At 73.8% G+C, this 23,385-nt stretch carries 18 protein-coding genes; 7 read left to right on the plus strand and 11 right to left on the minus strand.

Annotated features, from left to right (window positions below; translation table 11 throughout):
* Positions 1-349: 349 nt before the first annotated feature.
* Positions 350-820, plus strand: a complete 471-nt coding sequence (locus ACIQ7D_RS35500) for a hypothetical protein (RefSeq protein ID WP_403945037.1) — start codon at positions 350-352, stop codon at positions 818-820.
* Between the two features lie 103 nt (positions 821-923).
* Here ACIQ7D_RS35500 and ACIQ7D_RS35505 read toward each other — a convergent pair whose 3' ends face one another.
* The 8 genes from ACIQ7D_RS35505 to ACIQ7D_RS35540 form a co-directional block, all read right to left on the minus strand.
* Positions 924-5,807 (minus strand): hypothetical protein, encoded by a 4,884-nt coding sequence (locus tag ACIQ7D_RS35505; protein WP_403945038.1) that lies wholly within the window; start codon positions 5,805-5,807, stop codon positions 924-926.
* A gap of 55 nt (positions 5,808-5,862) precedes the next feature.
* Positions 5,863-6,780 (minus strand): hypothetical protein, encoded by a 918-nt coding sequence (locus ACIQ7D_RS35510; RefSeq protein ID WP_403945040.1) that lies wholly within the window; start codon positions 6,778-6,780, stop codon positions 5,863-5,865.
* Between the two features lie 212 nt (positions 6,781-6,992).
* Positions 6,993-8,537 carry a hypothetical protein gene (locus tag ACIQ7D_RS35515; RefSeq protein WP_403945042.1) on the minus strand — a complete coding sequence of 515 codons (1,545 nt, stop codon included), beginning with the start codon at positions 8,535-8,537 and terminating at the stop codon, positions 6,993-6,995.
* Positions 8,538-8,603: 66 nt separating this feature from the next.
* The gene (locus ACIQ7D_RS35520) at positions 8,604-9,551 is read right to left on the minus strand and encodes an SGNH/GDSL hydrolase family protein (RefSeq protein ID WP_403945044.1); all 948 of its coding nucleotides are present in this window, start codon (positions 9,549-9,551) and stop codon (positions 8,604-8,606) included.
* A complete protein-coding gene (locus ACIQ7D_RS35525) occupies positions 9,548-10,729 on the minus strand; it encodes a glycosyltransferase (protein ID WP_403945046.1) in 1,182 nt (393 codons plus the stop codon). The genes ACIQ7D_RS35520 and ACIQ7D_RS35525 overlap by 4 nt, the downstream gene beginning before the upstream one ends.
* Complete coding sequence (locus ACIQ7D_RS35530) at positions 10,726-11,844, minus strand: glycosyltransferase family 4 protein (protein ID WP_403945048.1); 1,119 nt, start codon at positions 11,842-11,844, stop codon at positions 10,726-10,728. The genes ACIQ7D_RS35525 and ACIQ7D_RS35530 overlap by 4 nt, the downstream gene beginning before the upstream one ends.
* A 164-nt stretch (positions 11,845-12,008) precedes the next feature.
* Positions 12,009-13,427, minus strand: a complete 1,419-nt coding sequence (locus tag ACIQ7D_RS35535) for a HEAT repeat domain-containing protein (RefSeq protein ID WP_403945051.1) — start codon at positions 13,425-13,427, stop codon at positions 12,009-12,011.
* 357 nt (positions 13,428-13,784) lie between these two features.
* Positions 13,785-14,177, minus strand: coding sequence for an ankyrin repeat domain-containing protein (locus tag ACIQ7D_RS35540; protein ID WP_403945054.1), 393 nt, complete (start codon positions 14,175-14,177; stop codon positions 13,785-13,787).
* 231 nt (positions 14,178-14,408) lie between these two features.
* On the opposite strand from ACIQ7D_RS35540, the gene ACIQ7D_RS35545 reads away from it, so the two are divergent.
* Positions 14,409-14,603, plus strand: a complete 195-nt coding sequence (locus tag ACIQ7D_RS35545) for a hypothetical protein (RefSeq protein ID WP_114627688.1) — start codon at positions 14,409-14,411, stop codon at positions 14,601-14,603.
* A 37-nt stretch (positions 14,604-14,640) separates the two neighbouring features.
* Positions 14,641-16,212 carry a hypothetical protein gene (locus ACIQ7D_RS35550; RefSeq protein WP_403945056.1) on the plus strand — a complete coding sequence of 524 codons (1,572 nt, stop codon included), beginning with the start codon at positions 14,641-14,643 and terminating at the stop codon, positions 16,210-16,212.
* A gap of 55 nt (positions 16,213-16,267) precedes the next feature.
* Here the strand turns inward: ACIQ7D_RS35550 and ACIQ7D_RS35555 are convergent, their stop codons facing one another.
* Positions 16,268-17,767, minus strand: coding sequence for a PLP-dependent aminotransferase family protein (locus ACIQ7D_RS35555; RefSeq protein WP_403945058.1), 1,500 nt, complete (start codon positions 17,765-17,767; stop codon positions 16,268-16,270).
* A gap of 100 nt (positions 17,768-17,867) precedes the next feature.
* Between ACIQ7D_RS35555 and ACIQ7D_RS35560 the strand changes: the two genes are divergently transcribed.
* The 4 genes from ACIQ7D_RS35560 (at position 17,868) to ACIQ7D_RS35575 (ending at position 21,353) form a co-directional block, all read left to right on the plus strand.
* Positions 17,868-18,536 (plus strand): YitT family protein, encoded by a 669-nt coding sequence (locus ACIQ7D_RS35560; protein WP_403945060.1) that lies wholly within the window; start codon positions 17,868-17,870, stop codon positions 18,534-18,536.
* Entirely contained in the window at positions 18,533-19,306 is a 774-nt protein-coding gene (locus ACIQ7D_RS35565) for a glycerophosphodiester phosphodiesterase (RefSeq protein WP_403945062.1), read from the plus strand. Before ACIQ7D_RS35560 ends, ACIQ7D_RS35565 begins: the two co-directional genes overlap by 4 nt.
* Positions 19,307-19,367: 61 nt before the next feature.
* Positions 19,368-20,714, plus strand: coding sequence for an MFS transporter (locus ACIQ7D_RS35570; RefSeq protein ID WP_403945064.1), 1,347 nt, complete (start codon positions 19,368-19,370; stop codon positions 20,712-20,714).
* 264 nt (positions 20,715-20,978) lie between these two features.
* Positions 20,979-21,353 carry an RNA polymerase-binding protein RbpA gene (locus tag ACIQ7D_RS35575; RefSeq protein ID WP_003959706.1) on the plus strand — a complete coding sequence of 125 codons (375 nt, stop codon included), beginning with the start codon at positions 20,979-20,981 and terminating at the stop codon, positions 21,351-21,353.
* Between the two features lie 91 nt (positions 21,354-21,444).
* On the opposite strand, the gene fxsA is transcribed toward ACIQ7D_RS35575, so the two are convergent.
* Both fxsA and ACIQ7D_RS35585 read right to left on the minus strand, forming a co-directional pair.
* Entirely contained in the window at positions 21,445-22,029 is a 585-nt protein-coding gene (gene fxsA / locus ACIQ7D_RS35580; protein ID WP_403945067.1) for an FxsA family membrane protein, read from the minus strand.
* Between the two features lie 80 nt (positions 22,030-22,109).
* On the minus strand, positions 22,110-22,898 hold the full coding sequence (locus ACIQ7D_RS35585; protein WP_403945069.1) for a polyprenol monophosphomannose synthase: 789 nt from the start codon (positions 22,896-22,898) through the stop codon (positions 22,110-22,112).
* Positions 22,899-23,385 lie beyond the last annotated feature (487 nt).

Raw genomic sequence — 23,385 nt, forward strand, 5'->3', positions numbered from 1 at the left:
AAGACGCGTCCGTATGTTTTTCAGCCGCCTCCTGACTCCTTGATCATGAGTTGTCCTGGTATTCGGCGAGATGACTTCCGCCTCCGCTGGAGGCGTGTCACGGGGGAAGACAGGTACCGGTCAGGACAGATGGCCGAAATCATTCGCTTGGCGATCCGGCCGGGAATCTTTGTGGGCGGACATTCGTCCTTATGTACGGGGATCAAGGGGAAGCGGAGAGCACGGCGAGCGGCGAGCGCATCACGTTTCGGGGCCGGTTCGGTCCCGGGACGGCGTGAAGCATGACGAGCCGGGCAGTCACCCTTGATACGGACAGCGGGTTGGGGAGCGGGTTGGGGAGTGACGGTCCATGCAGACGGATGCGCGGCGGGGTGCGGTGTCGGCGGGCGGGTTCGAGCGGGTCTCGCGCGGTTTGTGGGTCGAGGAGCCCGCGCGGTCCTACCGCCTCCCGGATCCGGTCAGGACGGCCGCGGTCCGGGCGGTCATCATCACCGCCGTGACACTGATTCAGGCCATGACCGCGTTTCTCAGCACGCTCGCGGGGTCCTGGCTGGCCTTCCCGATGGTGCTGAGCAGTGTGGCCTCGACGGTGGTGGCGACCTGGGGCGTGCTGGACGTCTGGGTGACGCGCCAGGTGTGGAACCAGCGGTACGGAGTGGTCTCCGCGCCCAGCAGTACGGCGCGGCAGTTGCGCCGTGAGCGGCGCAGGGCGCGCCGGGCGGCCAGGAGCGCGGCCCGCGGCGACGGGGTACGGATACCGCCGACAGGCGCGAGCGCCAGGAGCGAGGAGCAGACACCGGGCGGGCTCAAGGCGGCCTGAACGGGGTCCGCGCGTGGCGCCGGCACGGGCGCGGGTCCGTGGCGGCGCGCTGTGGGCCGTGGCGGCGCGCCGTGCGGTGTTGTCGTACGGGTTCCAGGGGCCGTTACGGCTCCGTCACGGCGTCCGGCGCCGGGTCCTGACTGCCCGCCGGGGCCGGGACCGGGGCGGAGCCGGGCGTGGCGGTGGAGCCGGGCGCGGTGACGGAAGCCGGAGCGGAGGCGGGGTCCGGGGTCCGCTTGAACATACGGGTCGCGGTGATCTCGCCGTGCACGGGCTCGCCGTCCGGGTCCCGCTGCGGCAGCCCGGGCCGCAGATGCTCCTCCACGCTGATGTACTTCAGCCCCGCGCGCAGATCCGCGTCATTGCGCAACCTGATGACCAGCGGGAACTCGGCGAGCGCCGTCGTGTCGAAGAGGCCGGTGGTGTACAGGAGCTGTACGCCCAGCGCGTCCGAGACCGCGCGCTGGAGTTCCAGCAGATACGTGGCGTTGGCGCGGCCGATCGGGTTGTCGAGGAAGAGCGTGCCCGCGTGCCGGTGCTTGTCACGCCCCCGGTCGTTGCTGCGCAGCGCGGCCATCGTGCAGTACAGGGCGATGGCGGCGGTCAGGAGCTGACCGCCGGAGAAGACGTCGCCCATCTGTCCGACGGGGACGCGCTCGGCGCGCAGCACGGCGTCGGGCTTGAGGATCTCGACGGCGATGCCCCTGGGTTCGAGCGCCGCCTGCACCCCGCGCAGCAGCAGGGTCATGCCGTCCCTGCGCAGGTCGGAGTTCTTCTTGAGGGCGGCGCGGGTCGCCTCGTCGATGACCTCGCCCAGCCTTTCGGTGAGTGTCGCGCGGTCCGGCTCCTCGAAGCGGATCCGCAGGAACTCCTGCCCCGACCACTCCCCCAGCCCCTCGGGCAGCCGCGAGAGCCGCTGGGCGGAACGGAGCGTCGTCAGCGCGGACTCCACCAGCCCGCGCAGCCGGTCGACGATGGAGTCGCGGTTGCGCTCCAACTGCGCCAGCTCGTCGGTCAGTACCCGCAGCCGGGGCGCGAACGCCTGCGCCCACGCCCCTGCGTGCTCGGGCAGGGCGGACGCGGGCAGCTCGCGGATCTGCTGCCTGGCGGGGGTGCGTACCTGCTCGTACCGGGTGGAGTTGGCGTGGCGTACGAGCACGTCGCATGCCTCCCGTACACCCGCCTCCGCCGCGGAGAGTTCGGCCGCGCAGGCGCGCAGCGAGCGGCGGGCCTCCGACGTCGAGTGGCGGGCCTCCTCCAGCGTGCCCGGGTACGGCTCCGGCGGGCGCGGTGCCTCCTCTGCGTCGCTCTCCTCGGTGACGGTTCCGCGCAGCAGGTCGCGCAGGAGGGCCGCGGTCTCGTCGAAGCCGCCGGCCGCCTCCTCCGCGGCGCGGTGCGCGTACAGCAGCTCGCCGTGCGCGGCCCGCGCGGTCTCCAGCGCGTCGGACCGTACGGCCAGTTCGGTGGTGGCCGTACGGAGCAGGGCCTGGGCCTGCTCGGCGTCGGCGGGAACCTGGTCCTCGGGGAGTTCGGTGTGGGTGTCGCCGTCTTCGGGGGCGAGGCGTTCGGCCTCGCCGCGGAACCGGCCCAGTTGCTCACTGGCGGCCGAGGCGCGTGACTCCAGCATCTGGACCAGGGACTCGGCGCGGGCGGCGGCGGCCTGCCGGGAGGGGCCGTCGGCCCCGTCGGTGGATTCGAGGAGCTGGGCGGCGCGGGTGCGGACCTTGTTGGTGAGCCGGTCCAGTTCGGCGAGCGCGGCGCTCTCGTCGCTCTCCGCGCGGGCCTGCTCGGCGCGCAGATCGGCGCCGACGCCCACCTTCTCGTACAACTGGGAGGCCGCCCGGTACGCCTCGCGCAGCGCGGGCAGCGCGGCGCGCGGCGCGTCCGGCGCCGCCTCCGGGATCGTCTCGGGGGCACCGGCGATCTCGGCACGCTCGGCGCGCAGGGCGCGTGCGGTACGGCGGGCGTCGTCGCCGGCGCGCTGGGCGGCTCTGCGGTCCTCGTCCGCCGCGCGGGCCCGCTCCAGACAGACCGCGGCGCGTGCCTCGTACGCGGCGGCGTCGTCGGTCAGTTCCCGCAGCTTGGCCTGCCAGCCGGAGCGTTCGCGGAGCCGGAACGCGAGGCCGGAGAGCACATCGGCGGCCCGGCGGGCGCGCTGGGCGGTCTCCTGGCGCTCGTCGCGCACCCGGGCGGTGTCGGCGGCGGTCTCGTCCGCCTCGGCCCGTACCGTACGCGCCTCGGCGAGCGTGGCCGCGGCCGTCTCCGCGCTCTCCCGGGCCGTGGCCACGGCGGCGGACAGCTCGGTGAGCATGCCGGGCGGGCAGTCGGCGCGCCAGGAGCCGAGCCGGGCGGCGAGCGAGCGGTCCCCGGTCAGCCGGGCGGCGAGGGTACGGATCTCCTCGTCGCGGGCGGCGGCGCGGGCGCGCAGCGTCTGCCGCTCCTCGTCGGCGGCGTGTTCGTCGTGCATGGCCGGGTTCGGCGGTACGAGGAAGACGCCGTTCACCCCGTTGTCGGCGTCGGCGCCGGGCGCGGGCACCGGGGCCAGCAGCGCGGCGGCGGTGCCGACGGCGACCGTGGAGCGCGGCAGCAGCGCGGCGCCGGCGAGGGCTTCCCGGGCGCGGGCGTGCGAGTCGGGGTCGGTGATCACGACGCCGTCGACCAGCTCGGGCCTGGCGGCCAGCACGGCGGCGTGGTCGGCGGGGTCGACGGCCTGGGCGAGGTAGCGCCAGCCGGGCAGGGCCGGGATGCCGTGCTCGCCGAGGAATTCGACGGTGGCGAGCACGTCGGGGCCCGGGGGCAGCAGCCCCCCGTCGCCGAGGGCGCCGAGGATCCGCGCGTCGTCGGCGGCGGCGGTCCGCAGGTCGAAGAGGCTCCGCTCGGCGGAGGTGATGCCCTGGTCGAGCAGTTCGCGCAGCTCGTCGGCGTACCGGTCCAGCTCCTCGGGGCTCAGGGGGCCTTCGGCGGGCCGCGGGGACGACTGCCTCCGGCGGGTGCCGGGGCCGTCCGGTGCGCCGTGCGGATGCTCGTTGTCCGGGTCCGCGTCGTGCGGTTTTCCGTCGTTCCCGTGGTGGCCCGGGTCCGGGGCCGTGCCGGTGCGCTGCCCCGGGACCGCGTTCCGCGCGGCGGTCGGGGCGGCGGCGGTCACGGACAGGCTGAGCAGTTCGGCGAGGCGTTCGTCCCCGGCGATCGACTCGGCGGCGCGGCGCTCGGCCTCGTAGGACTGTTCCGCGGCCCGCGTGGCGTCGGCGGCGCGGGCGGCGGCCAGTTCGGCACGGGATTCGGCGGACGCCGCCTCCCTGGCCCGGTCCGCCGCCGTACGCGCGGAGTCGCGGGCCGCGTCCCACAGGGCGACGGCGGTCTTCTCGGCGTCACTGGCGGCGAGCGCGGCGCGGGCCGGATCGGCGTCGGGCGCGGTGTCGTCGAGCCAGCCGGCCCGTACCGCCTCGGCGGTCTCCTGCTCGACCTCGGCGAGACGCTGGCGCAGATGACCGGCCTCGCTGCGGGCGCGCTGCGCGTCGGTGGCGGCGGAGGTCGCGTCGCGGTGGGCGGCCTCGCCGGTCTCCTGGAGGGTCGCGGAGCGCTCCTCCTCCTCGTTCGCGAGGCGCTCGCCCTCCTCGGCCGCGGCGTGCAGCGCCCGGACGAGATCCGCGGCGGCGGTGGCGCGGGCGGCCAGCGCGGGCGCGGCGTCCCGCTCGGCCTCCCGGATCGCGACGGCCACGCGCGCGGAGCGGTCGCCGGCCGCGCGGTGGCGCAGCACGTTCTCGGCGGCCTGCCAGGCGGAGTGGAGCGTTCGGGCGTCGGTCAGCTCACGGCGCTGGGCGGCGGCGCGCTTCTCGGCGACGGTGAGGGCCAGGGAGGCGTGCCGGTAGGCGAGTTCGGCGGCGATCAGCGCGCTGCGGCCGCGCGCCCGCTCGGCCTCGGTCACGGTGTGGGCGGCGGCGGTGACCTGCTGGGCGAGGTCGGCGGCCCGGCCGCGCTCCTCACCGGCGCGCGCGGTGAGCCGCGTGACGAGCGTACGGGCGCGGCGCTCGGCGCCCGCGTGGACGTCGCGGGCGCGGGAGCGGGTCTCGGTCGCCTCCATGATCCGGCCGAGGAGATCGACGGAACCCGCGGTGAAGTCGCGCTCCGCGGTGAGTTCGGCGCGGCGGCCCAGCTTGTTGCCGAAGCCTCCGACCAGGTCGGCCAGGCCGTCGGTGTCCCGGGTGTCGGTGACGGCGCGCAGCAGGAGGTCGGTGAAGTCGGAGTCCTTCTTGACGGCGAAGAGACCGGCGGCCTCGCCCTCGTCGGCGTTCATCTCGCGCTGGTAGCGGAAGAGTTCGGGGTCGAGGCCCAGATCGCCGAGGTGTTCGTTCCAGCGGTCGTGGATCTCCTCCCAGTGGATGTCGAGATGCGGATAGAACTTGCCCGCCTCGGTGATGGCGTCCCGGAACCCCTTCATCGTGCGGCGCCTGCCGCGCGCGCCGGAGACGCCCTCGACGGGCGGGCGGACCGTGGTGGACTCGGCGACCGGCAGCGAGTCGAGGCTGAGTCCGGGGCCCGGCCGGAAGGAGTACCAGCCCTCGGCGAACTTCCGCGGGTCGTTGGAGACCTGCCGGCCGCGCCACTCGCTGGCCTTGCCGACGACGACGAGTTCCCCGGTGAGGGTGTGCTGCCACTCCAGGGCGACATGGCCGCAGTCGTCGGCGAGCAGGAACTTGCGCAGCACGCCGGAGCTGGCGCCGCCGAGGGTGTTGCGGTGTCCGGGCAGCATCACCGAGAAGATCAGCTTGAGCAGGACGGACTTGCCGCCGCCGTTCTCCAGGAAGAGGACGCCCGCGGGGGCGGGGCGGCGCGGCGGGCCGACCGGGTCCTCCTCGAAGAACTCCGCCTGGGTGGGCGCGGGGTGGGGCACGGGGGCGCCCACTCCGCGCAGGTCGAGCACGGTGTCGGCGTAGCGCGCGCCTGCGGGGCCGATGGAGTAGAGGCGGACCCGGGACAGCTCGTACATGGCGGACTCTCGTCTGGTGGATGGCGGCGGTGAGGGGTGGGTGGGCGAGTGGGTGTCAGGCGTGGAAGGGGAGGCCAGCGTCGGCCGCCAGTTCCAGGTCGTCCCCGTCGGGCGGGGGCAGCAGGGTGGCGGAGCCGTCGGAGACGGGGACGACGCCCAGCTCCAGCAGTTCGGTGAGGGCCGCGTGGCCCGCCATGTCACGCACCTGGAGCTGGTAGCGGGCGGTGGTGCGGTAGGCGCCTCCGGCGTCGTCGCCGGTGCGCTGGAGGAATCCGGAGTCGGTGAGGAACGCGACGGCCTTGCCGATGATGCCGGTGGTGGACCCGGCGAGGCGGCGGGCGTCCTTGGTGGCGCCGGTGGCGCTGCGCCGTGCGTAGGTGCGCCAGGCGGCCTCCAGGCCGGGGGCGTCGGTCGACGGGTCGGTGTTCTCCCCGTCCCGCTCGGCGCGTTCCTCCAGGCGGCGGCAGGCCTGCCGGACGAACGCGTCGACGCCGTTGACCGTGATCCGGCCGATGTATCCGTCGTCGGCGAGGTCCTCGGGGCGGGGGAAGGCCAGGGCCGCGACGGCGAGATGGGCGAGGCCGTGCAGGAAGCGGTCGGCGGAGTCGGTGGAGGCGCGGCGTGCGTAGTCGCCCATGCGGACCGCGAAGACGGAGTCCTCGGCGGCGGTGACGGCCATGCCGGCGCGCGGGGAGACTTCGAGGACGACGAGGCCGAACCCGGTGGCGACGGCGTCGGTGACACGGGCGAAGGCCGGGTCCTCGCGGTAGCGGCGGAGCAGTTCGGTGTACTCGGCGTCGCGGGCCGGCAGCAGCTTGGGCTGGAGCCCGAAGGAGACGAGGCGGGCGGCGTCGGCCGCGTCGGCGGGGGTGACGGTCCGGCTCACGCCCGCGCCTGGCGTGGCGGGCTCGGCCGGATCCGGGTCGGTGGGGTCGGGCCACGTGGCGGAAGGCTCGGCGGTGTGGTCGCTCACGGGGCGGCTCCTTGAGGGGGGTGCGGGTGGTTCGTCGTGATGCGGGGCCCGGGGCCTCCGGAGGTACCTGTCCGGACGGCATGATGTACGGCGCGGTACGGCTCTTGTACGGAGAGACGGGCGTCTGCGCGCCACACATCACGCTTCAGTGTCCGGACACGCACCTCTCCGCCCCCCGTCCCCTCCCGTCGGTGAACGCTCCGCGGCTCTGGTCATGCCGCCTCCGTGCGGTCCGCCGTCATGCCTGCCGCGTCCAGCAGCGCCGTGCCCACTATCAGGTCCGCGCCGCCGAACTCCCAGTCGTCGAGCGGGGTGCCGTCGTCCACCGCGAAGAGCAGGCGCTCCTCGCCCTGGCGGTAGGCGGTGCCCACCGGGGGGCTGGCCGCGTGGACGGCCAGGAGGGCGACGAGGTAGGGCAGTTCGGGGTCGCGCAGGCGGGCCTCCGCGAGGAGGCCGGAGAGCCGGCGCGGCGCGTCGTGTTCCAGGTCGAGGAGTTCCCGCGCGCTCGCGAGCTGTTCCTCGCTGAAGCGGCTGTCGTCCGGTGTCGCGATCAGGTCCGGTTCCGGCATCTCGGCGCCCAGGTGTTCGCGCTCCACCGGTGGGGTCAGCAGCAGGTCGATCAGGTCGCCGACCCGGACGGACGCCGGGGTGCGCAGCCCCGTACCGCGGGCGAAGAAGGCGTCCGTGACCCGGCCCGCCTGCTCCACCGGGAGCGGCAGCAGCGGGGCGACGAGCTGTCCGTACAGGTCGAGTCCGGTGTGGGCGGTGGGCCGGGCGAAGGCCTGGCGGTCCTGTTCGGCGCGGAAGAGGGGGCCCGCCTCCAGCAGACGGGACTGGAGTTGGGTGTGGCGGCGGATGCAGTCCTTGACGATGTCGACGAGTTCGGCCGCGCGCCGTTTGTGCTCGGCCGTCCTGGGGTCGCCGCCGGTCTCCGCCTCGTCGCGCGCCTTGCGGATGTTCGTCAGGATCGCGTTCTCGTGGCGGTACCGGTCGGCGACATGGTCGAGGGCTTCGTCGATCATGTCGGGGACGGCGTGGAGCCAGTCGACGGCCCGTACGTTGCGCCGGGTCGCCTCCAGCGTCCTGCGCAGCGTCTCCGCGTACTGGACGGTCCGGTATCTGGCCTGTTCGGCGGCGAGTTGGGCGTCGGCCAGCCTGCCCCGGCTGATCAGGACCTCCAGCTTGACCTCGGCGGCGATCTGGGCGCTGGTGACGTCCGTGTCGAGGGCTCCGACCAGGACGTTGACCGCTTCGTCGGTCGTACGGAGGAAGACGCTGCCGCCGGGACCCGGGACCTCCTCGATCAGCTTGAAGTCGTAATCCCTGCGGGTGTAGACGCCGTCCGTGCCGAACGTGCCGTACACGGCGCGGAAGCCGCGGTCCACGCTGCCCACGTTGATCAGGTTCTCCAGGACCCAGCGGGCGACGCGTTCGTGCTCGGCGACCGGGCGGCGGGGGGCCTGGGCGGCGATCCGGGGCAGGAGTCTGGCCACTATCTGTTCGTGGTCGGCTCCGGTGTCGAAGTCCATGTTGAGCGTGACCAGGTCGATGGCGGAGAGCGCGACCTCCGCCATCGCGTACACCGAGTACTCGCCCGCGAGATTGGCCTTACGGGTGTCCAGGTCGTGCAGCGGCGCGGTGCAGGCGAGCGCGCGCAGGCGCCGCGCGAGCCCTTCGTCGGCGGCCGGGCCCTGTGCGGGCCGCGGCCCCGCGCTGAGCTGGGGCGGAACGAAATCCGTCGGGGCAGGCGAAGTCACGTGCACAGATTATGTCCTCGCACTGACAACGGTCGAAACGACGCAGAGCGCCCCGGTGCCGTCCGCTCAATTCCCCTTGCCCGCCGCCGGGGCGGCGAGTGCGGCCAGCGCCCCGGAGAGGGCGTGGTCGGCCTTCAGGTCGAGGCGGGCGCTGCTGCCTCGGGCCCAGTGCGTGACCTCGTCGCCCGCCAGGCGCAGCAGCTCCGGCAGGAGGTCGCGGCAGCGGCGGGCCACCCATCCGGTGCCGGAGGTCGCGAGCCAGCGCAGTGACTCGGCGCGAGTGGGCGGCGACCGGTCGGGGTCGGGGTCGGGCGGCGGGCCGAGCGCGAACCCCCGCGCGGTGAGCGCCGCGTGGAAACGTACCGCGATCATGCGGTGGCCGCGCTCCCCCGGGTGCAGCCGGTCGGCGCTCCACAGCGTCCGGTCGGCGACCCAGGCGGTGTCGGCGAGGTGCAGGTGGACGGTGTCGTACCGGGTCGCCAGGGTGTGGACGACGGCGTTGACGGCCCGCTGGCGCCTGGCGAGCGGCCGGGCGAGCGGGGCGGGCAGTCCGAGCATGGCGCCGGGGTCGGGCAGGCAGGCGGTGAGCAGGACGGTGCCGTGTGCGGCGAGGGCGGCGCAGATGCGGTCGATGCGCGGGGCGAGGTCCTGGATGTCGAAGGCGCGGCGGAGCGTGTCGTTGACGCCGACGACGACGGAGGCGATGTCGGGCGCGAAGGCCAGGGCGTCGGGGGTCTGCCGTTCCTCGACGTCGCGGGTGAGGGCGCCGCTGACGGCGAAGTTCCGGAACGCTGTCCCGTCCTCGTCGCCGAAGGCGGCTCCGAGCAGCGTGGCCCATCCGCGCCACGCTCCGCTGTCGACGGGGTCGCCGATCCCGAAGGTGAGGGAGTCCCCGAGCGCGGCGAACCGCGGGGGCGCGGTCGCGGTCGTCGGCGTGCCGGTGCCGCCGCGGCGCGGAGACGGTACGGACTCCAGGGGGGTGACCGCCGGTGCGGGTCTCGGCCGCGGCGTCATCGGGGTGTCCCGTGCGGGCATGTCCCGTGCGGGCGCGGGGCGGAGGCCACGGGCCGGGCGTCGTGCGCCGCCAGGAAGGCCGCCACCGACGTGTCCCAGCCGAAGAGTTCGGCCCGTGCGCGGGCCGCCGCGCGGCGGGTGTCCTCCGGGCGGGCCAGCAGGTCCTCGACGGCGTCCGCGAAGGAGGCCGCGTCGTCGGCCGCCGCCCGGCCCGCGTCGCCGATCACCTCGGGCAGCGCGGACGAGGCGCTCGCGACGACCGGGGTGCCGCAGGCCAGCGCCTCCAGGGCCGAGAGGCCGAAGGTCTCGGCGGGGCCCGGGGCGAGGCAGATGTCGGCGGAGGCCTGGAGGCCGGCCATCGCGGCGCGGTCGCCGACATGGCCGAGGAAGACCACGGGCAGCCCCTGCGCCCCGGCCCTGCGGGCCAGTCCGGCGCGGAGCGGTCCCTCGCCCGCGACGACCAGTGACGCGCGTACTCCTCGCCGGCGCAGCTCGGCCAGCGTGTCGAGCGCGGCGCCGGGGCGCTTCTCGACGGACAGCCGGGAGCCGAGGAGGAGCAGGACGTCCGGCGCGCCGCCCCGGGTGTACCGGGCGCGCAGGGCCGGGTCGCGGCGCTGCGGCCGGCAGCGGTCGAGGTCCACGCCGAGCGGGGCGCGCACCACGTTGCGGGCGCCGATGCGCAGGAACTCGCGCTCCGCCCACTCGGTGGTGCAGACGATCCGTGAGTACGCCCAGGCGCTGCGGGTGTTGAGCCGGTCGGCCGCGCGGGCGGCGGCGGCTCCGGGCACGCCCCAGGTGCGCAGCACCCCGTCGGCCGTCTCGTGGGAGACCATCACGGAGGGGATCCGGTGGCGCCTGGCCCATTCGCCGGTCCAGCGCAGCGTGGTCCGGTCGGAGACTTCGAGCCGGTCGGGTGCGATGTCTTCGAGCACGTCGCGCAGCCGGCGCCGGGCCGCCAGGACGCGGTAGCCGCCGGTGCCGGGCAGTTCGGTGCCGGGCAGGGTGATCACCCTGCCTTGTTCGGTGTCCTCGTCGGACGCGCGTTCCCCGGGGACGATCAGTACCGGTTCGTGTCCGGCCGTACGGTAGCCGCTGCCCAGCGCGTGCAGGGCGGTGCGCAGTCCGCCGGAGGACGGTGTGACGAAGTTGGCGAGCCGTACGATCCGCAGCGCGTTCACGCGACCACCGCCGTACGCGCGCCGAGCACCTCGGCGTAGTGGCCGAGGAGCTGGTCCCCGACGGCGGCCCAGGTCCGGTCCTCGACGGCGGCCCGGCCGGCCCGTCCGTAGGCGGCGCGGCGGGCGGGCGCGTGGGCGAGTTCGCGGACGGCCTCGGTGACGGCGTCCGTGTCGTGCGGGGTGACGAGAAGTCCCGTACGGCCGTGGTCGACGAGGTCGAGCGGTCCGCCCGCGGCGGGGGCGATCACCGGGACGCCGCTGGCCATGGCCTCCTGCACGGTCTGGCAGAAGGTCTCGTAGGGACCGGTGTGCGCGAAGAGGTCGAAGGAGGCGAAGGTTTTGGCGAGCGCGTCGCCGGTGGTGCGGCCGAGGAAGACGGCGCCGGGCAGTGCGGTGCGCAGGGAGGTCTCGCTGGGTCCGTCACCGACGATGACGACGCGGACGCCGGGCAGGGCGCAGACGCCCGCGAGGAGTTCGACGTGCTTCTCCGCGGCGAGCCGGCCGACGTAGCCGACGATCAGTTCGCCGTCGGGGGCGAGCCGGCTCCGTAGCGCCTCGTCGCGCAGCTCGGGGCGGAACCGTACGGTGTCCACGCCGCGCGGCCAGAGGCTGACCCGGGGGATGCCGTGTTCGGCGAGGTCGGCGACGGCGGCACTGGACGGCGCGAGGGTGCGGTCGGCCGCGGTGTGGACGGCCTTGAGGCGGCGCCAGGCGGCGGCCTCCCCGGCGCCCACGTAGGTACGGGCGTAGCCGGCCAGATCGGTCTGGTAGACGGCGACGGCGGGGACGCCGAGGCGTGCGGCGGCGGTCATGCCGCGGACGCCGAGGACGAAGGGGCTCGCGAGGTGGACGAGGTCGGCGCGGTGGGCGGTGATGGTGGCCGCGATGCGGCGGCTGGGGAGGGCCACGCGTACCTGGGGGTAGCCGGGCAGGGGGAGGGAGGGCACGCGTACCACGGGGCACGGGGTGTCGGTCTCGTCGTCGCCGGCGACGGACGGGGCGATGACGAGGGGGTCGTGACCGCGCGCGGCGAGGTGCCGGGCGGTCTGGAGGGCGCAGTGGGCCACGCCGTTGACATCGGGCGGGAAGGACTCGGTGACGATGACGACACGCATATCCGTGTTGTCGTCGTACCGAACGTGTCCCTGCCAACGTGGATCTTTCCGCGTGGGGAACGTCCCGTGAGCATTGGAAGCGGGGGCGCCCTGGCACCGGGGGAGGACGCCTCGGACGTGGTGCGGGGGCGCCCCCGCACCACGTCCGAGGCGTTACGGCGTGTTCACCGGGCCGCCGCGTCAGGGCCCATCCGGTTGCGTACGGCCGTCTGGACCTCGGCCTCCTCGGCCGGGTCGGCGGCCAGCCGCCGCAGCCGGTCGGCCACCCGTACGTCGCCGGTCTCGGCGTGCAGCGCGGCGATCTCCCGGGTGGTCTCCTCGCAGTCCCACAGGCATTCCACGGCGAATCCGGTGGCGTACGAGGGGTCGGTGGCGGCGAGGGCGCGGGCTGCGCGGCCACGGAGCTGGGAGGAGGCGGTCTCCCGGTAGACATGGCGCAGGACGGGTGCGGCGCAGACGATGCCGAGGCGGCCCGTGCCGTCGACGAGGGACCACAGCCGGGGGGAGTCGGGGCCTTCGGCGCGTACGGTCTCGCGCAGGGCGCCGAGGACCAGGGGGGTGTCCTTCGTACCGCCGCGGCAGGCGAGGACGCCGGCGGCGGAGGCGCCGAGGGGGTCGGGCCGGTGGATCCAGCCCCGGGCCCGGTCGACGGCCTCGTCGCCGCACATCCGCTCGAAGGCGGAGACCGCGGCGTCGGCGACGGCGCGGTGCGGGTCGCCGGCCGCCGCCTCGATCAGGTCGAGGACGGCGGGGTCGCGGGCCTCGGCCAGGTAGTGGAGCGCGGCGCAGCGCGCCCCGCCGGGGCCGCTCCTGGCCGCCTCGACGATGAGCGGGCGGTCGCCGGGTCCGGCGACGGCGGTGAGGCAGCGGGCCGCGGGCAGGTGGAGTTCGGTGCCGCGTTCCAGGCCCTGCTGGGCCCAGTCGAAGACGGCCTGGACGCTCCAGCCGGGGCGGGGGCCGCTGGGCCGCATCTGGCGCTGCCAGCGGTCGAAGGAGCCCTGTTCGCCGGCGGTTCTGATGCGGGCGCCGACGGTGGGGCGCGGGTCGTCGGCCCAGAGCCGCCAGGGCCGGGGTTCGAAGGCGTCGCGCACGGTGGACGCCAGTCGGGCGTCGCCGTCGGGGGTGGCGGGGAACCGGTCGAGGACGGGTCCGGCGAGGGCGCGCAGGCCCGTGTCGTCGTCGCGCAGCGCGAGTTCGTCCAGGGCCCAGGCCCAGTTGGTGCCGGTGGCGGTGTAGCGCCGGAGCAGGTCGAGCGCGTCGTGCCGGCCGTACGCGGCGAGGTGGCCGAGGACGGCGAGCGAGAGCCCGGTGCGTGACTCGTCGGGGTCGAGGTGGTCCTCGGCGCGGAAGAGGTGGTCGTCGATGGCGTCGAGACCGCCGTGAATGTCCAGATAGAGACGGGCGTAGTACAGCGAGCGGTTCTCGACCTGCCAGTCGTGGCGCGGGTCGTTGAGCACGCAGTGGTTGAGGGCGGCGAGCGCCTCCGCCCGGGGCGCGGCGAGCGCGTGCAGCGTGCCGTCGCCACGGCCCCTCTGCAGCAGGCCGAGCAGCGTGCCGCTCGGCGCTATGACTGGATCGAACATGGAGAAAGCCTCACATCAAGCTGTCGACGCAACCGGGGGGTGTGGTGCCGAAGCCCTCTCGGACCTGACCACGTCCTCGTGCCCCTTCCGGCGAGCCCTGCCCCGTCGCGGGCAGACATCGCCGGTCGCGGCTCTGGACGAGTTGTTCCGAAGCAGCGTCGTCCGCCCCCGCGGACCGGACTTCGGAATGACTCGTCTAGACCGTGCGGCGACATGATCGGCCGTCCGTTGTCGTCTTCTGCCAAACGCAGACCATCTGTCCTGCCTCTCGTCGGTGGCCCTCCGTGGGCCCGTCGTCATGATGACCCAGCCATTTCGTCACCGCGACCACATTTACGACGCTGTCCGTCACGACGGTCACCGGGCCCCGAACAGCTCCAGGAGATGCGTCTTCCCGAACATGCGCGCGGTATCCACCGCGGAGGGGTTGCCGCCGGCCGGATCCGCTCCCCCGGCCAACAGTGCGCGGATGATCTCGTCCTCGCCCTTGAAGACGGCGCCGGCGAGCGGGGTCTGGCCGCGGTCGTTGACCCGGCCGGCGTCGGCGCCGCGGGCGAGGAGCGCTTCGACGGCCGCCGGGTGGCCGTGGTAGGCGGCGAGCATGAGGAGTGAGTCGCCCCGGTCGTTGGTGAGATCGGCGGGCACACCGGCGTCGACGTAGGCGGCGAGCGTCGCGGCCTCGCCCGTCCGGGCCAGATCGAAGACCTTCGTGGCCAGTTCGATGACCTCGGGGTCGGGGGCTTCACTCATCGGCGGGACCGCCTTCCGGAATGTCTGTGCGGAGTAAACCGACAGGGTACTGCCCGGTGCCGTAAGAGGAAGCGGAGAGTCCGGACGTCCTCGGGCGGCGTGGCGGGCGGTCGTGCGCCAGTGCAGTGAAATGCAGACCATTTCACTCATTTGCACCTTTTATCGCATAGATACTTTTCGTGATCCTGGAAGAACTCATGGTGACTGTCCCCACAAACCAGGAGAATGCTCATGATTCTGTCCATGTCCGGCGTCGTGCTGCTCGGAATCATCGTCTTCCTCTTCTTCCGGAAGGACGGGCTCAAGGCGTCGCACGCGATCGTCTGCGCGCTCTTCGGCTTCTACCTCGCGGGGACCGCCATCGCGCCGAGCATCACGGCCGGCGGCGCGAGCCTCGCCGGCCTCCTGGGCGGGATCAAGTTCTGACGCCCGCCCATCCCTTCCGCACCCCCAGGAGACAGACGTGGCCCGGCTCCCTCTCACCCACCTGCTGACCAGCGGCGGCGACCGGATCGCGCGCGGGCGGGAGATGGCCCGCACGGCCGCGGACGGCGCCACCGACGTGCTCCACCCGCTGATCACGATCGTCCGCGGACTGCGGAGGATCGCCGCCGCGACGCGCCGGAGATGGGCGGGCATGCCCAAGGACCGGCGCGGCCCCACGCTGTTCCTGGCCGCCGCCTGTGTCCTGCTGGTCGTCCTCATGCCGTACGGGCCGCTGCTCGCCCTGATCGCGGTGATGGCCGTGGCCGGCCGGCAGGGACGGGACCGCCCGACCGTGCGGACCGGGCCCGACGAGGCGGAGGTACGGCGCCTCCAGTCCCTCTACGAGGCGCTCGTGCCGTACTTCGCCGTGGCGGAGGACCCGAGTCCGCTCTTCACCCACGGCGGCGCGTGGAGCACCGCGTTCGCCGACCACGCCTTCGACGGCGACGGCCGGCTCAGCCGGCTCCAGGTCGCCTATCCGCCGTACTTCCCCGACGGCGAACCCGCCGAACGCGCCCGCATCGAACAGCTGCTGCACGCCAAGTCCGGGCGCGGGCGCGAATACCTCTTCGACTGGGACGAGGAGGGCAACCGCCTGCTGATGACGGTCCTGCCCCCGCTCCCCACCGACATCGCCGCCCAGCGCTTCGTCACGGCGCCGGGCGAGAGCGTCCTCGGCTTCACCGACGACGGCGCCGTACCGCGCACCGTGCCCGTGACGACGGACACCGGCCACCGGGACGCTCCCCCGGTGATCTGGCGGACCGGGCCGCGCTCCCCCGAACCGCATCTGCTGGTCGTGGGCCGGCCGGGCAGCGGCGCCACCGGCCTGCTGCGCTCGCTCGCGCTCCAGGCGCTGCCCCACGGCGATGTCCTGGTCGTGGACGGCGGCGGGAACGGCGACTTCGCCTGTCTGGCCGGGCGTACGGGCGTACTCGCCGTGGAGTGCGGGCTCGACGGGGCGCTCGCCGGACTCGAATGGGCCGCGCGCGAGACCGAACGGCGGCTGATCGCGATCGACCGCGCCCGCCAGTCCGGACTCCCCGCCCCCGAGGACGCCCGGCGCCCGCTGTGGATCCTGTGCGACCGGCCGGGCGTCCTCGGCCATCTCGCGGCGGCCGGCGGCCGGCCCGATCCGCAGGAGCTGCTCCAGGTGCCGCTGCGGCACGGCAGGACCGCGCAGGTGACCGTCGTCGTCGCCGAACACCTCGACGCCCTCGACCTGCTGCACCAGGACGTGACGGCGCACACTCTCGCCCGGATCGTCCTCGGGCCCGCCACTCCCGAACGGGTGGCGGCGGTGCTCGGGGTGGAGCCGCACACCACGCCCACACCGGACGTCCCGCCGGGCCGGGGGTACGTACGGCTCGGCACGGCCCCGGTGCTCAGGCTCCAGGTCCCGGCCACGCCCGACCCGTACGACGACGCGACGGGCGAGGCGCACCGCCGCGCCGTACTGGATCTGCTGCCGCCCCGGCAGCAGATCCAGCGGCAGGCGTACGAACAGGTGCCAGGACAGGCCCCCGCGCCGGTGGCCGCCGAGGGCTGACGCCCCGCGCCCCGGCCGCCCCGGCCGCCTCGGACGTCCCGGACGCCCGGGGCGCTCAGGCGACGAAGGTGCGCGGCGCGTCCGTGCCCGTGGCCGCGCCCGTCTCCACCAGGCGCGCCGCCGCCGCGAGCCGGGACGCCGCCTCCACGGCGACCGGGCCGCCCACGGTGAACGGCAGCCGTACATATCCCTCGAACGCCCCGTCGACCCCGAAGCGGGGCCCCGAGGGAACCCGTACGCCGACCCGCTCGCCCACCTCGGCCAGCCGGGAGCCGGAGAGCCCGCCGGTGCGCACCCACAGGGTCAGCCCGCCGTGCGGTACGTCGAACCGCCAGCCGGGCAGCCGCTCGCGCACCGCCGCCACCAGCGCGTCCCGGTTGTCGCGTGCCTGGGCGCGGCGCAGCGCGACGGCCTCCTCCCAGCCGCCGGTCCGCATCAGCCAGTTGACGGCGAGCTGTTCCAGCACCGGGGTGCCCATGTCGGCGTAGGCACGCGCGGCGACCAGGGAGCGGATCACGTCGGGGGCGGCGCGCACCCAGCCGATCCGCATCCCCGCCCAGAAGGCCTTGCTGGCGGAGCCGACCGTGAGGACCGTGCTGCCCGCCGGGTCGAAGGCGCAGACCCGGCGCGGCATGGTCACCTCCGGGTCGAGGCGCAGTTCGGACATGGTCTCGTCGACGATCAGGACGGTGCCCGCCGAGCGGGCCGCGTCGACGAGTCCGCGCCGCTGGTCCTCGTCGGCCAGCGCGCCCGTCGGGTTGTGGAAGTCGGCGACGACGTACGCGAGCCGGGGCGCCGCGTCGCGCAGCACCTGGCGCCAGCGGCCGAGGTCCCAGCCGGCCAGGCCCTCGGCCATGGCGACGGGCACCAGCCGGGCGCCCGCCTCGCGCATGAGCTGGAGGATGTTGGCGTAGCTGGGCGACTCCACGGCGATCCGTTCGCCACGGCCGGCGAAGAGATGGCAGATCGCGTCGATCGCGCCCATGGCACCGGTGGTCACCATGATCTGTTCGGGCATGGTCGGGACGCCCAGCGCCGTGTAGCGGTCGGCGAGCATCTGCCGCAGCGCCGGGAGTCCGGCCGGGTAGTCGCCGTGGGTGTGGGCGTACGGGGCCAGCTCCTCCAGCGCGCCCTGGACGCCCCGGGTGAGCCAGGGCTCGGGGGCCGGCAGCGCGGCCGTACCGAGGTCGATGACGGAGCCGAGCGACTCGGGCGGCAGGGGTTCGAGGCCGCGCGCGGGCAGCGGGTGCCCCGCCGGGACGGCCGTCCAGCTTCCCGCGCCCCTGCGGGACTCCAGGAAGCCCTCGGAGCGCAGCGCCTCGTAGGCGGCGGCCACGGTCGTACGGCTGACGGTGAGGGCGAGCGCCAGCTCGCGTTCGGCGGGGAGACGGGCGGCGACGGGGACCCGGCCTTCGAGGACGAGCAGCCGGATGCCGTCGGCGAGCGCCCGGTAGGCGGGCGGGCGGCGGCTGCCGGGTCCGGCGGGCCGCGGCTGCTGGTTGTGAAGCTGCCGGGCAAGCTGAGCCGCCCCGACCGCTGAGGTCCACTGCGCCATGGAAATCAGTCCACCTTCTCGGAATTGGCCCTGGTTGCTCGCTGTCGGCCCGCCACAGAGTGACACGTATCAGTCCACCATCGCATCAAGGGACGGCATCGTGTCCATCACCTCCGGTCTCCGGGCTCCCCATCCGACCCGTCGGCTCTGCCAGCTCTACGCCGGTCTCGCGCTGTACGGCGCGAGTGCGGCGCTGGTGGTGCGCGGGGGTCTGGGGCTGGAGCCGTGGGGCGTGCTGCACCAGGGGCTGGCCGAGCTGACGGGGCTCTCGATGGGGGTCGTGGCGATCGTCGTGGGGGCGGCGGTGCTGCTGCTCTGGATACCGATCAGGCAGCGGCCGGGGCTGGGCACGGTCTCCAACGTCTTCGCCGTGGGGCTGGCGATCGACGCGACGCTCGCCCTGGTCCCCGAGGTGCACGGGCTGCCCGTGAGGATCGCGCTGCTGGTCGCGGGGATCGTGCTCAACGGAGTGGCCACCGGGCTGTACATCGCGGCCCGGTTCGGCCCCGGGCCGCGCGACGGTCTGATGACCGGGCTGCACCGGCTGACGGGCCGCTCGGTGCGGCTGGTCCGTACCGCGATCGAGGTGGCGGTCGTCGCCACCGGGTTCGCGCTCGGCGGGTCCGTGGGCGTCGGTACGGTGGCGTACACGCTGGCCATCGGGCCGCTGGCCCAGCTCTTCCTGCGGGTCTTCGCCGTCCCCGCGGCGGACAACGGCAGCACGGTGGTCGCCGCCGGGTCACCGGAGGGCGCCATACTGCGGCGGTGACGCGCGAACTCCACCCTTATCTGGACCGGCCCGGCGCGGGCGGCCCCATCCCCTTCGCCCACCGGGGCGGCGCCGCGGACGGCCTGGAGAACACGGCCGCCGCCTTCCGCCGGGCGGCCGGCCTCGGCTACCGCTACTTCGAGACCGATGTGCACACCACCTCGGACGGCCGGCTCGTCGCCTTCCACGATCCGACGCTGGACCGGGTGACGGACGCCCGGGGCGCCATCGCGGAGCTGCCGTGGCACGAGGTGCGCCGGGCGAGGGTGGCGGGCCGTGAGCCGCTGCCGCTCTTCGCCGAGCTGCTGGAGGAGTTCCCCGAGGCCCGCTGGAACGTGGACATCAAGGCGGCGCCCGCCCTGGTCCCGCTGGTCGAGCTGATCCGCGCGACCGGGAGCTGGGACCGGGTGTGCGTGGGCTCGTTCTCCGAGGCCAGGGTGGCCCGCGCGGCCCGCCTCGCTGGCCCCCGGCTGGCCACCTCGTACGGCGTACGGGGCGTGGCGGGCCTGCGGCTGAGGTCGTACGGGATCCCCGTCCCGGTCCGTGCCGGCGCGGTGTGCGCTCAGGTCCCCGAGGCGCAGAACGGCGTCCGGGTGGTGGACGAGCGCTTCGTGCGGACGGCGCACGCCCTCGGCCTCCAGGTCCATGTCTGGACGGTCAACGACCCCGTACGCATGGAAGCGCTTGTCGATCTCGGCGTGGATGGCATCATGACTGATCAACTGGAGACGCTGCGCTCGGTGTTGACCGCACGGGGAGCCTGGCGGTAGTGCCCGGGTGGGTACCGGCGGCCGGGTGCGGCGTCCGTACGGGGAGAGCGAGGCAGCGCGGGTGACCGCTGACACGGTGGAACGGGCCGACGGGGCGAGCGCCCTCAGGCGTGAGCAACACGGCTGGTACTTCTACGACTTCGCGTGCTCGGTCTATTCGACGAGCGTGCTCACCGTCTTCCTCGGCCCTTATCTGACATCGGTGGCGAAGAACGCCGCCGACGCCGAGGGGTTCGTCCATCCGCTGGGCGTCCCGGTGCGCGCGGGCTCGGTCTTCGCGTACGCGGTCTCCGTCTCGATCGTGGTGGCGGTGCTGGTGATGCCGCTGGTGGGCGCGGTGGCGGACCGTACCGGGCGGAAGAAGCCGCTGCTCGCGGCGGCGGCGTACGTCGGGGCGACGGCCACGACCTGCATGTTCTTCCTCGACGGGGACCGCTATCTGCTGGGCGCGCTGCTGCTGGTCGTGGCGAACGCCGCGCTGGCGGTCTCGATGGTGCTCTACAACGCGTATCTGCCGCAGATCGCGGGGCCGGACGAGCGCGACGCGGTCTCCTCGCGGGGCTGGGCGTTCGGCTACACCTCGGGCGCGCTGGTCCTGGTCCTCAATCTGGTGCTCTACACCGGGCACGACGGCTTCGGCGTCTCCGAGTCGGCGGCGGTACGGATCTGTCTGGCCTCGGCGGGGCTCTGGTGGGGCGCCTTCACGCTCGTACCGCTGCGGCGGCTGCGCGACCGGCGGGTGGCGCCGCGCGGCGAGGGTGCGGTGGGCACCGGCTGGCGGCAGCTCATGGCCACGCTGCGGGACATGCGCCGCCATCCGCTGACGCTCTCCTTCCTGCTCGCCTATCTGATCTACAACGATGGCATCCAGACGGTGATCTCCCAGGCGTCGGTCTACGGCTCGGAGGAGCTGGGCCTGGACCAGACGACCCTGATCACCGCCGTGCTGCTGGTGCAGATCCTGGCGGTGGCCGGCGCACTGGGGATGGGCCGGATGGCCAGGGCGTACGGGGCCAAACGCGTCATCCTGGGTTCGCTGGCCGTCTGGACGCTGATTCTCGCGGCGGGCTACTTCCTGCCCGCGGGGGCGCCGGTCGCGTTCTATCTGATGGCCGCCGCGATCGGCCTGGTCCTGGGCGGCAGCCAGGCACTCTCGCGTTCGCTCTTCTCCCATCTCGTACCGAGCGGCAAGGAGGCCGAGTACTTCTCCGCGTACGAGATGAGCGACCGGGGGCTGAGCTGGCTGGGGCCTTTGGTGTTCGGTCTGGCGTTTCAGCTCACGGGGAGCTACCGGGATGCGATCATCTCGCTGGTGGTCTTCTTCGCGATCGGTTCGGCGCTGCTGGCGCGGGTACCCGTCAAGGCGGCGATCGCCGCCGCGGGGAACCCCGTACCGGACCGGATTTAGACGTTGAAGTGAAAGGGCGGTAGTGTACGCGTTTGGCCTGCCAGGCGGACCGTTACTGCGTACTCGACCAATGAAATAGCTGGGTGACATCTCCTGTTAGATGTGACAAACCGGGCGCCGGTGGGTACGCAACCCTTGATAAGCAGCGGCACGACGGACGAGGCACGACCCGCAACGGGAATCTTTACCGCCGACCGAACGTTGACCGGATGACGACGACAGCGACACCTGTCCTGTGGGCGACAAGCCCGGGAGGCACGATTCATGAGTGAGCGAGCTCTCCGCGGCACGCGACTCGTGGTGACCAGCTACGAGACGGACCGCGGCATCGATCTGGCCCCGCGCCAGGCGGTGGAGTACGCATGCCAGAACGGCCATCGATTTGAGATGCCGTTCTCGGTTGAGGCGGAAATTCCGCCGGAGTGGGAGTGCAAGGCGTGTGGCGCCCAGGCACTCCTGGTGGACGGGGATGGCCCCGAAGAGAAGAAGGGCAAGCCTGCGCGTACGCACTGGGACATGCTCATGGAGCGGCGCACACGCGAGGAGTTGGAGGAGGTGCTGGCCGAGAGGCTGGCGGTCCTGCGCTCCGGCGCCATGAACATCGCCGTGCACCCGCGGGACAGCCGGAAGTCCGCCTGACCGCGTCAAGCGCACAACAGCACACGCCGCGGGCCGCGTCACACGAACTGTGTGACGCGGCCCGCGGCGTTGTGCCCGCGAGGGCGTACGGTCAGGGGGTCAGCGGCGGACGCGGGCCCTCGTCCTCGGGGCGCCGCGCGGACGTACCGTCCTCCTTGATGACCTCGCCCTGGACGACCTTGCCGTCCGGCCTGCGCATCCGGGCCTGCTGGAACGCGTCGCCGAGGGTGCCCGGGCCCGCCGAGCGCATCCGGCGCTCCAGCGACCGCTCCGCGTACCCGCCGAGCGCCGTCCGTACGGGCGGTACGAGCAGCAGCAGGCCCAGTACGTCAGTGATCAGCCCCGGGAGCATGATCAGCAGACCGCCGAGCATGAGGAAGCCGTTGCCGGTCGAGCCGGTGGCGGCCTCGGGCGGGGCGGTGCCGGGGTTCTGCTGCCGCTGAAGGGTCTCGGTCAGGTTCTGGAACGCACGGCGCCCGGCGCTCTTCATCACCACCGCGCCGAGCACGACCGCGCCCACCAGGAGCAGCAGGATGGTGAAGCCGCCGGCGGCCTCGGCCACCACGGTCAGCAGCCAGATCTCCAGCACCAGCCAGACGGCTACGGCGAGGGGAAGGAGGGTGCGGGCGCGTGAGCGCTTGGGGGGAACGGGCCGGGGCGATTGCGCGGTCGTCATGGTTCCAGTGTGCCTGGGCGCGGGCCGTTACGGCGTGCGGGGGCGGCCCATGACGATCATGGGCCCCGGCGGGGACGCGATCAGGCCGAGGGACCCGAGGATCCGCCCGGTTTGCGGCCCAGCAGCCGGTTCGCCCGCGACTCGACGCCCCAGGCGGTCACCCGCCAGAGCGCTTCGACCAGGATGTCCTTGCTCATCTTGGAGTCGCCCAGTTCGCGCTCGACGAAGGTGATGGGCACCTCGACCACATGGCACCCCGCCCCGGCCGCCCGGCGGGCCAGATCCACCTGGAAGCAGTAGCCCTGGGAGGAGACGTCGTCCAGACCGATCCCCTCCAGGGTCTCCCTGCGGAAGGCCCGGTAGCCGCCGGTGACATCACGGAACGGGACGCCGAGCAGGACCCGTGAGTAGGTACTGCCGCCCCGGGAGATCATCTGCCGGGTCCTGGGCCAGTTGACGACCCGCCCGCCCGGCACCCACCGCGAGCCGAGCACGAGATCGGCGCCCTTGAGTGCGGTCAGCAGCCGGGGCAGCTCCTCGGGCTGGTGGGAGCCGTCGGCGTCCATCTCCACCAGGACCCCGTACCCGTGCTCCATGCCCCAGCGGAATCCGGCCAGATAGGCGGCGCCGAGCCCTTCCTTGCCCTTGCGGTGCAACACCTTGACCTGGCTGTCCGCGGCGGCCAGCTCGTCGGCGATCTTCCCGGTGCCGTCGGGGCTGTTGTCGTCGGCGATGAGGATGTCGGCCGCCGGTACCGCGGCGCGCACGCGGGAGACGATCGGCGTGATGTTCTCGGCCTCGTTGAAGGTCGGGATGATCACCAAGGCTGTACCGAGCGGGCCGTACCGCCTCTGGCCACCGTCGTTCACTGCTGCCCCTTTATCGCCGTACGCAGACGCCACAGCTTAGCGAGCGGACAGGGGCCTCCGAGCACGACGGTGGCCCGGTGTCGGACGAGTTGGCCGGTGATGTCCGGAGATGACGGAAGGAACCGCCGGTCCGAGGTCCCGTACGGGGCACCCGCTGCGGACCGGGACCCGGCGTCCTTCGGGCCGACCTGGGACCCGCTGGCTGCGGGTCGACCGAAAGCCGTTGTCTACTGAACGCCGGGGCCCCGTCCGGGTCGCACCTGCCGGCCGGCGGACACCTTCCCTCGCCCCCGAGACGCGGGCGCTGGACCTGGCTCCCAGTGGTGGTGCGCCGGTGCGGCACACCGCCCCATGGCCCAGCGGCGTTCGACGACGTGCGGGGAGGTTGCCGGACGGACGTCCTGTGGTGGACCCGGCCGAACCTACCCGCCGGTGGCGGCTCACTGTCAATACCCCCTTGACCAGCACCGTTTACCTGAAACACCAG

It is taken from the genome of Streptomyces sp. NPDC096310, assembly GCF_044763125.1.
GTDB lineage: Bacteria > Actinomycetota > Actinomycetes > Streptomycetales > Streptomycetaceae > Streptomyces.

What these genes read in the sequence shown, in the direction of transcription:
- ACIQ7D_RS35500 (WP_403945037.1), top strand. Translation starts at nt 350, where the DNA reads ATGCAGACGGATGCGCGGCGGGGTGCGGTGTCGGCGGGCGGGTTCGAG.
- ACIQ7D_RS35505 (WP_403945038.1), bottom strand. Translation starts at nt 5,807, where the DNA reads ATGTACGAGCTGTCCCGGGTCCGCCTCTACTCCATCGGCCCCGCAGGC.
- ACIQ7D_RS35520 (WP_403945044.1), bottom strand. Translation starts at nt 9,551, where the DNA reads ATGACGCCGCGGCCGAGACCCGCACCGGCGGTCACCCCCCTGGAGTCC.
- ACIQ7D_RS35530 (WP_403945048.1), bottom strand. Translation starts at nt 11,844, where the DNA reads ATGCGTGTCGTCATCGTCACCGAGTCCTTCCCGCCCGATGTCAACGGC.
- ACIQ7D_RS35535 (WP_403945051.1), bottom strand. Translation starts at nt 13,427, where the DNA reads ATGTTCGATCCAGTCATAGCGCCGAGCGGCACGCTGCTCGGCCTGCTG.
- ACIQ7D_RS35540 (WP_403945054.1), bottom strand. Translation starts at nt 14,177, where the DNA reads ATGAGTGAAGCCCCCGACCCCGAGGTCATCGAACTGGCCACGAAGGTC.
- ACIQ7D_RS35545 (WP_114627688.1), top strand. Translation starts at nt 14,409, where the DNA reads ATGATTCTGTCCATGTCCGGCGTCGTGCTGCTCGGAATCATCGTCTTC.
- ACIQ7D_RS35555 (WP_403945058.1), bottom strand. Translation starts at nt 17,767, where the DNA reads ATGGCGCAGTGGACCTCAGCGGTCGGGGCGGCTCAGCTTGCCCGGCAG.
- ACIQ7D_RS35575 (WP_003959706.1), top strand. Translation starts at nt 20,979, where the DNA reads ATGAGTGAGCGAGCTCTCCGCGGCACGCGACTCGTGGTGACCAGCTAC.
- fxsA (WP_403945067.1), bottom strand. Translation starts at nt 22,029, where the DNA reads ATGACGACCGCGCAATCGCCCCGGCCCGTTCCCCCCAAGCGCTCACGC.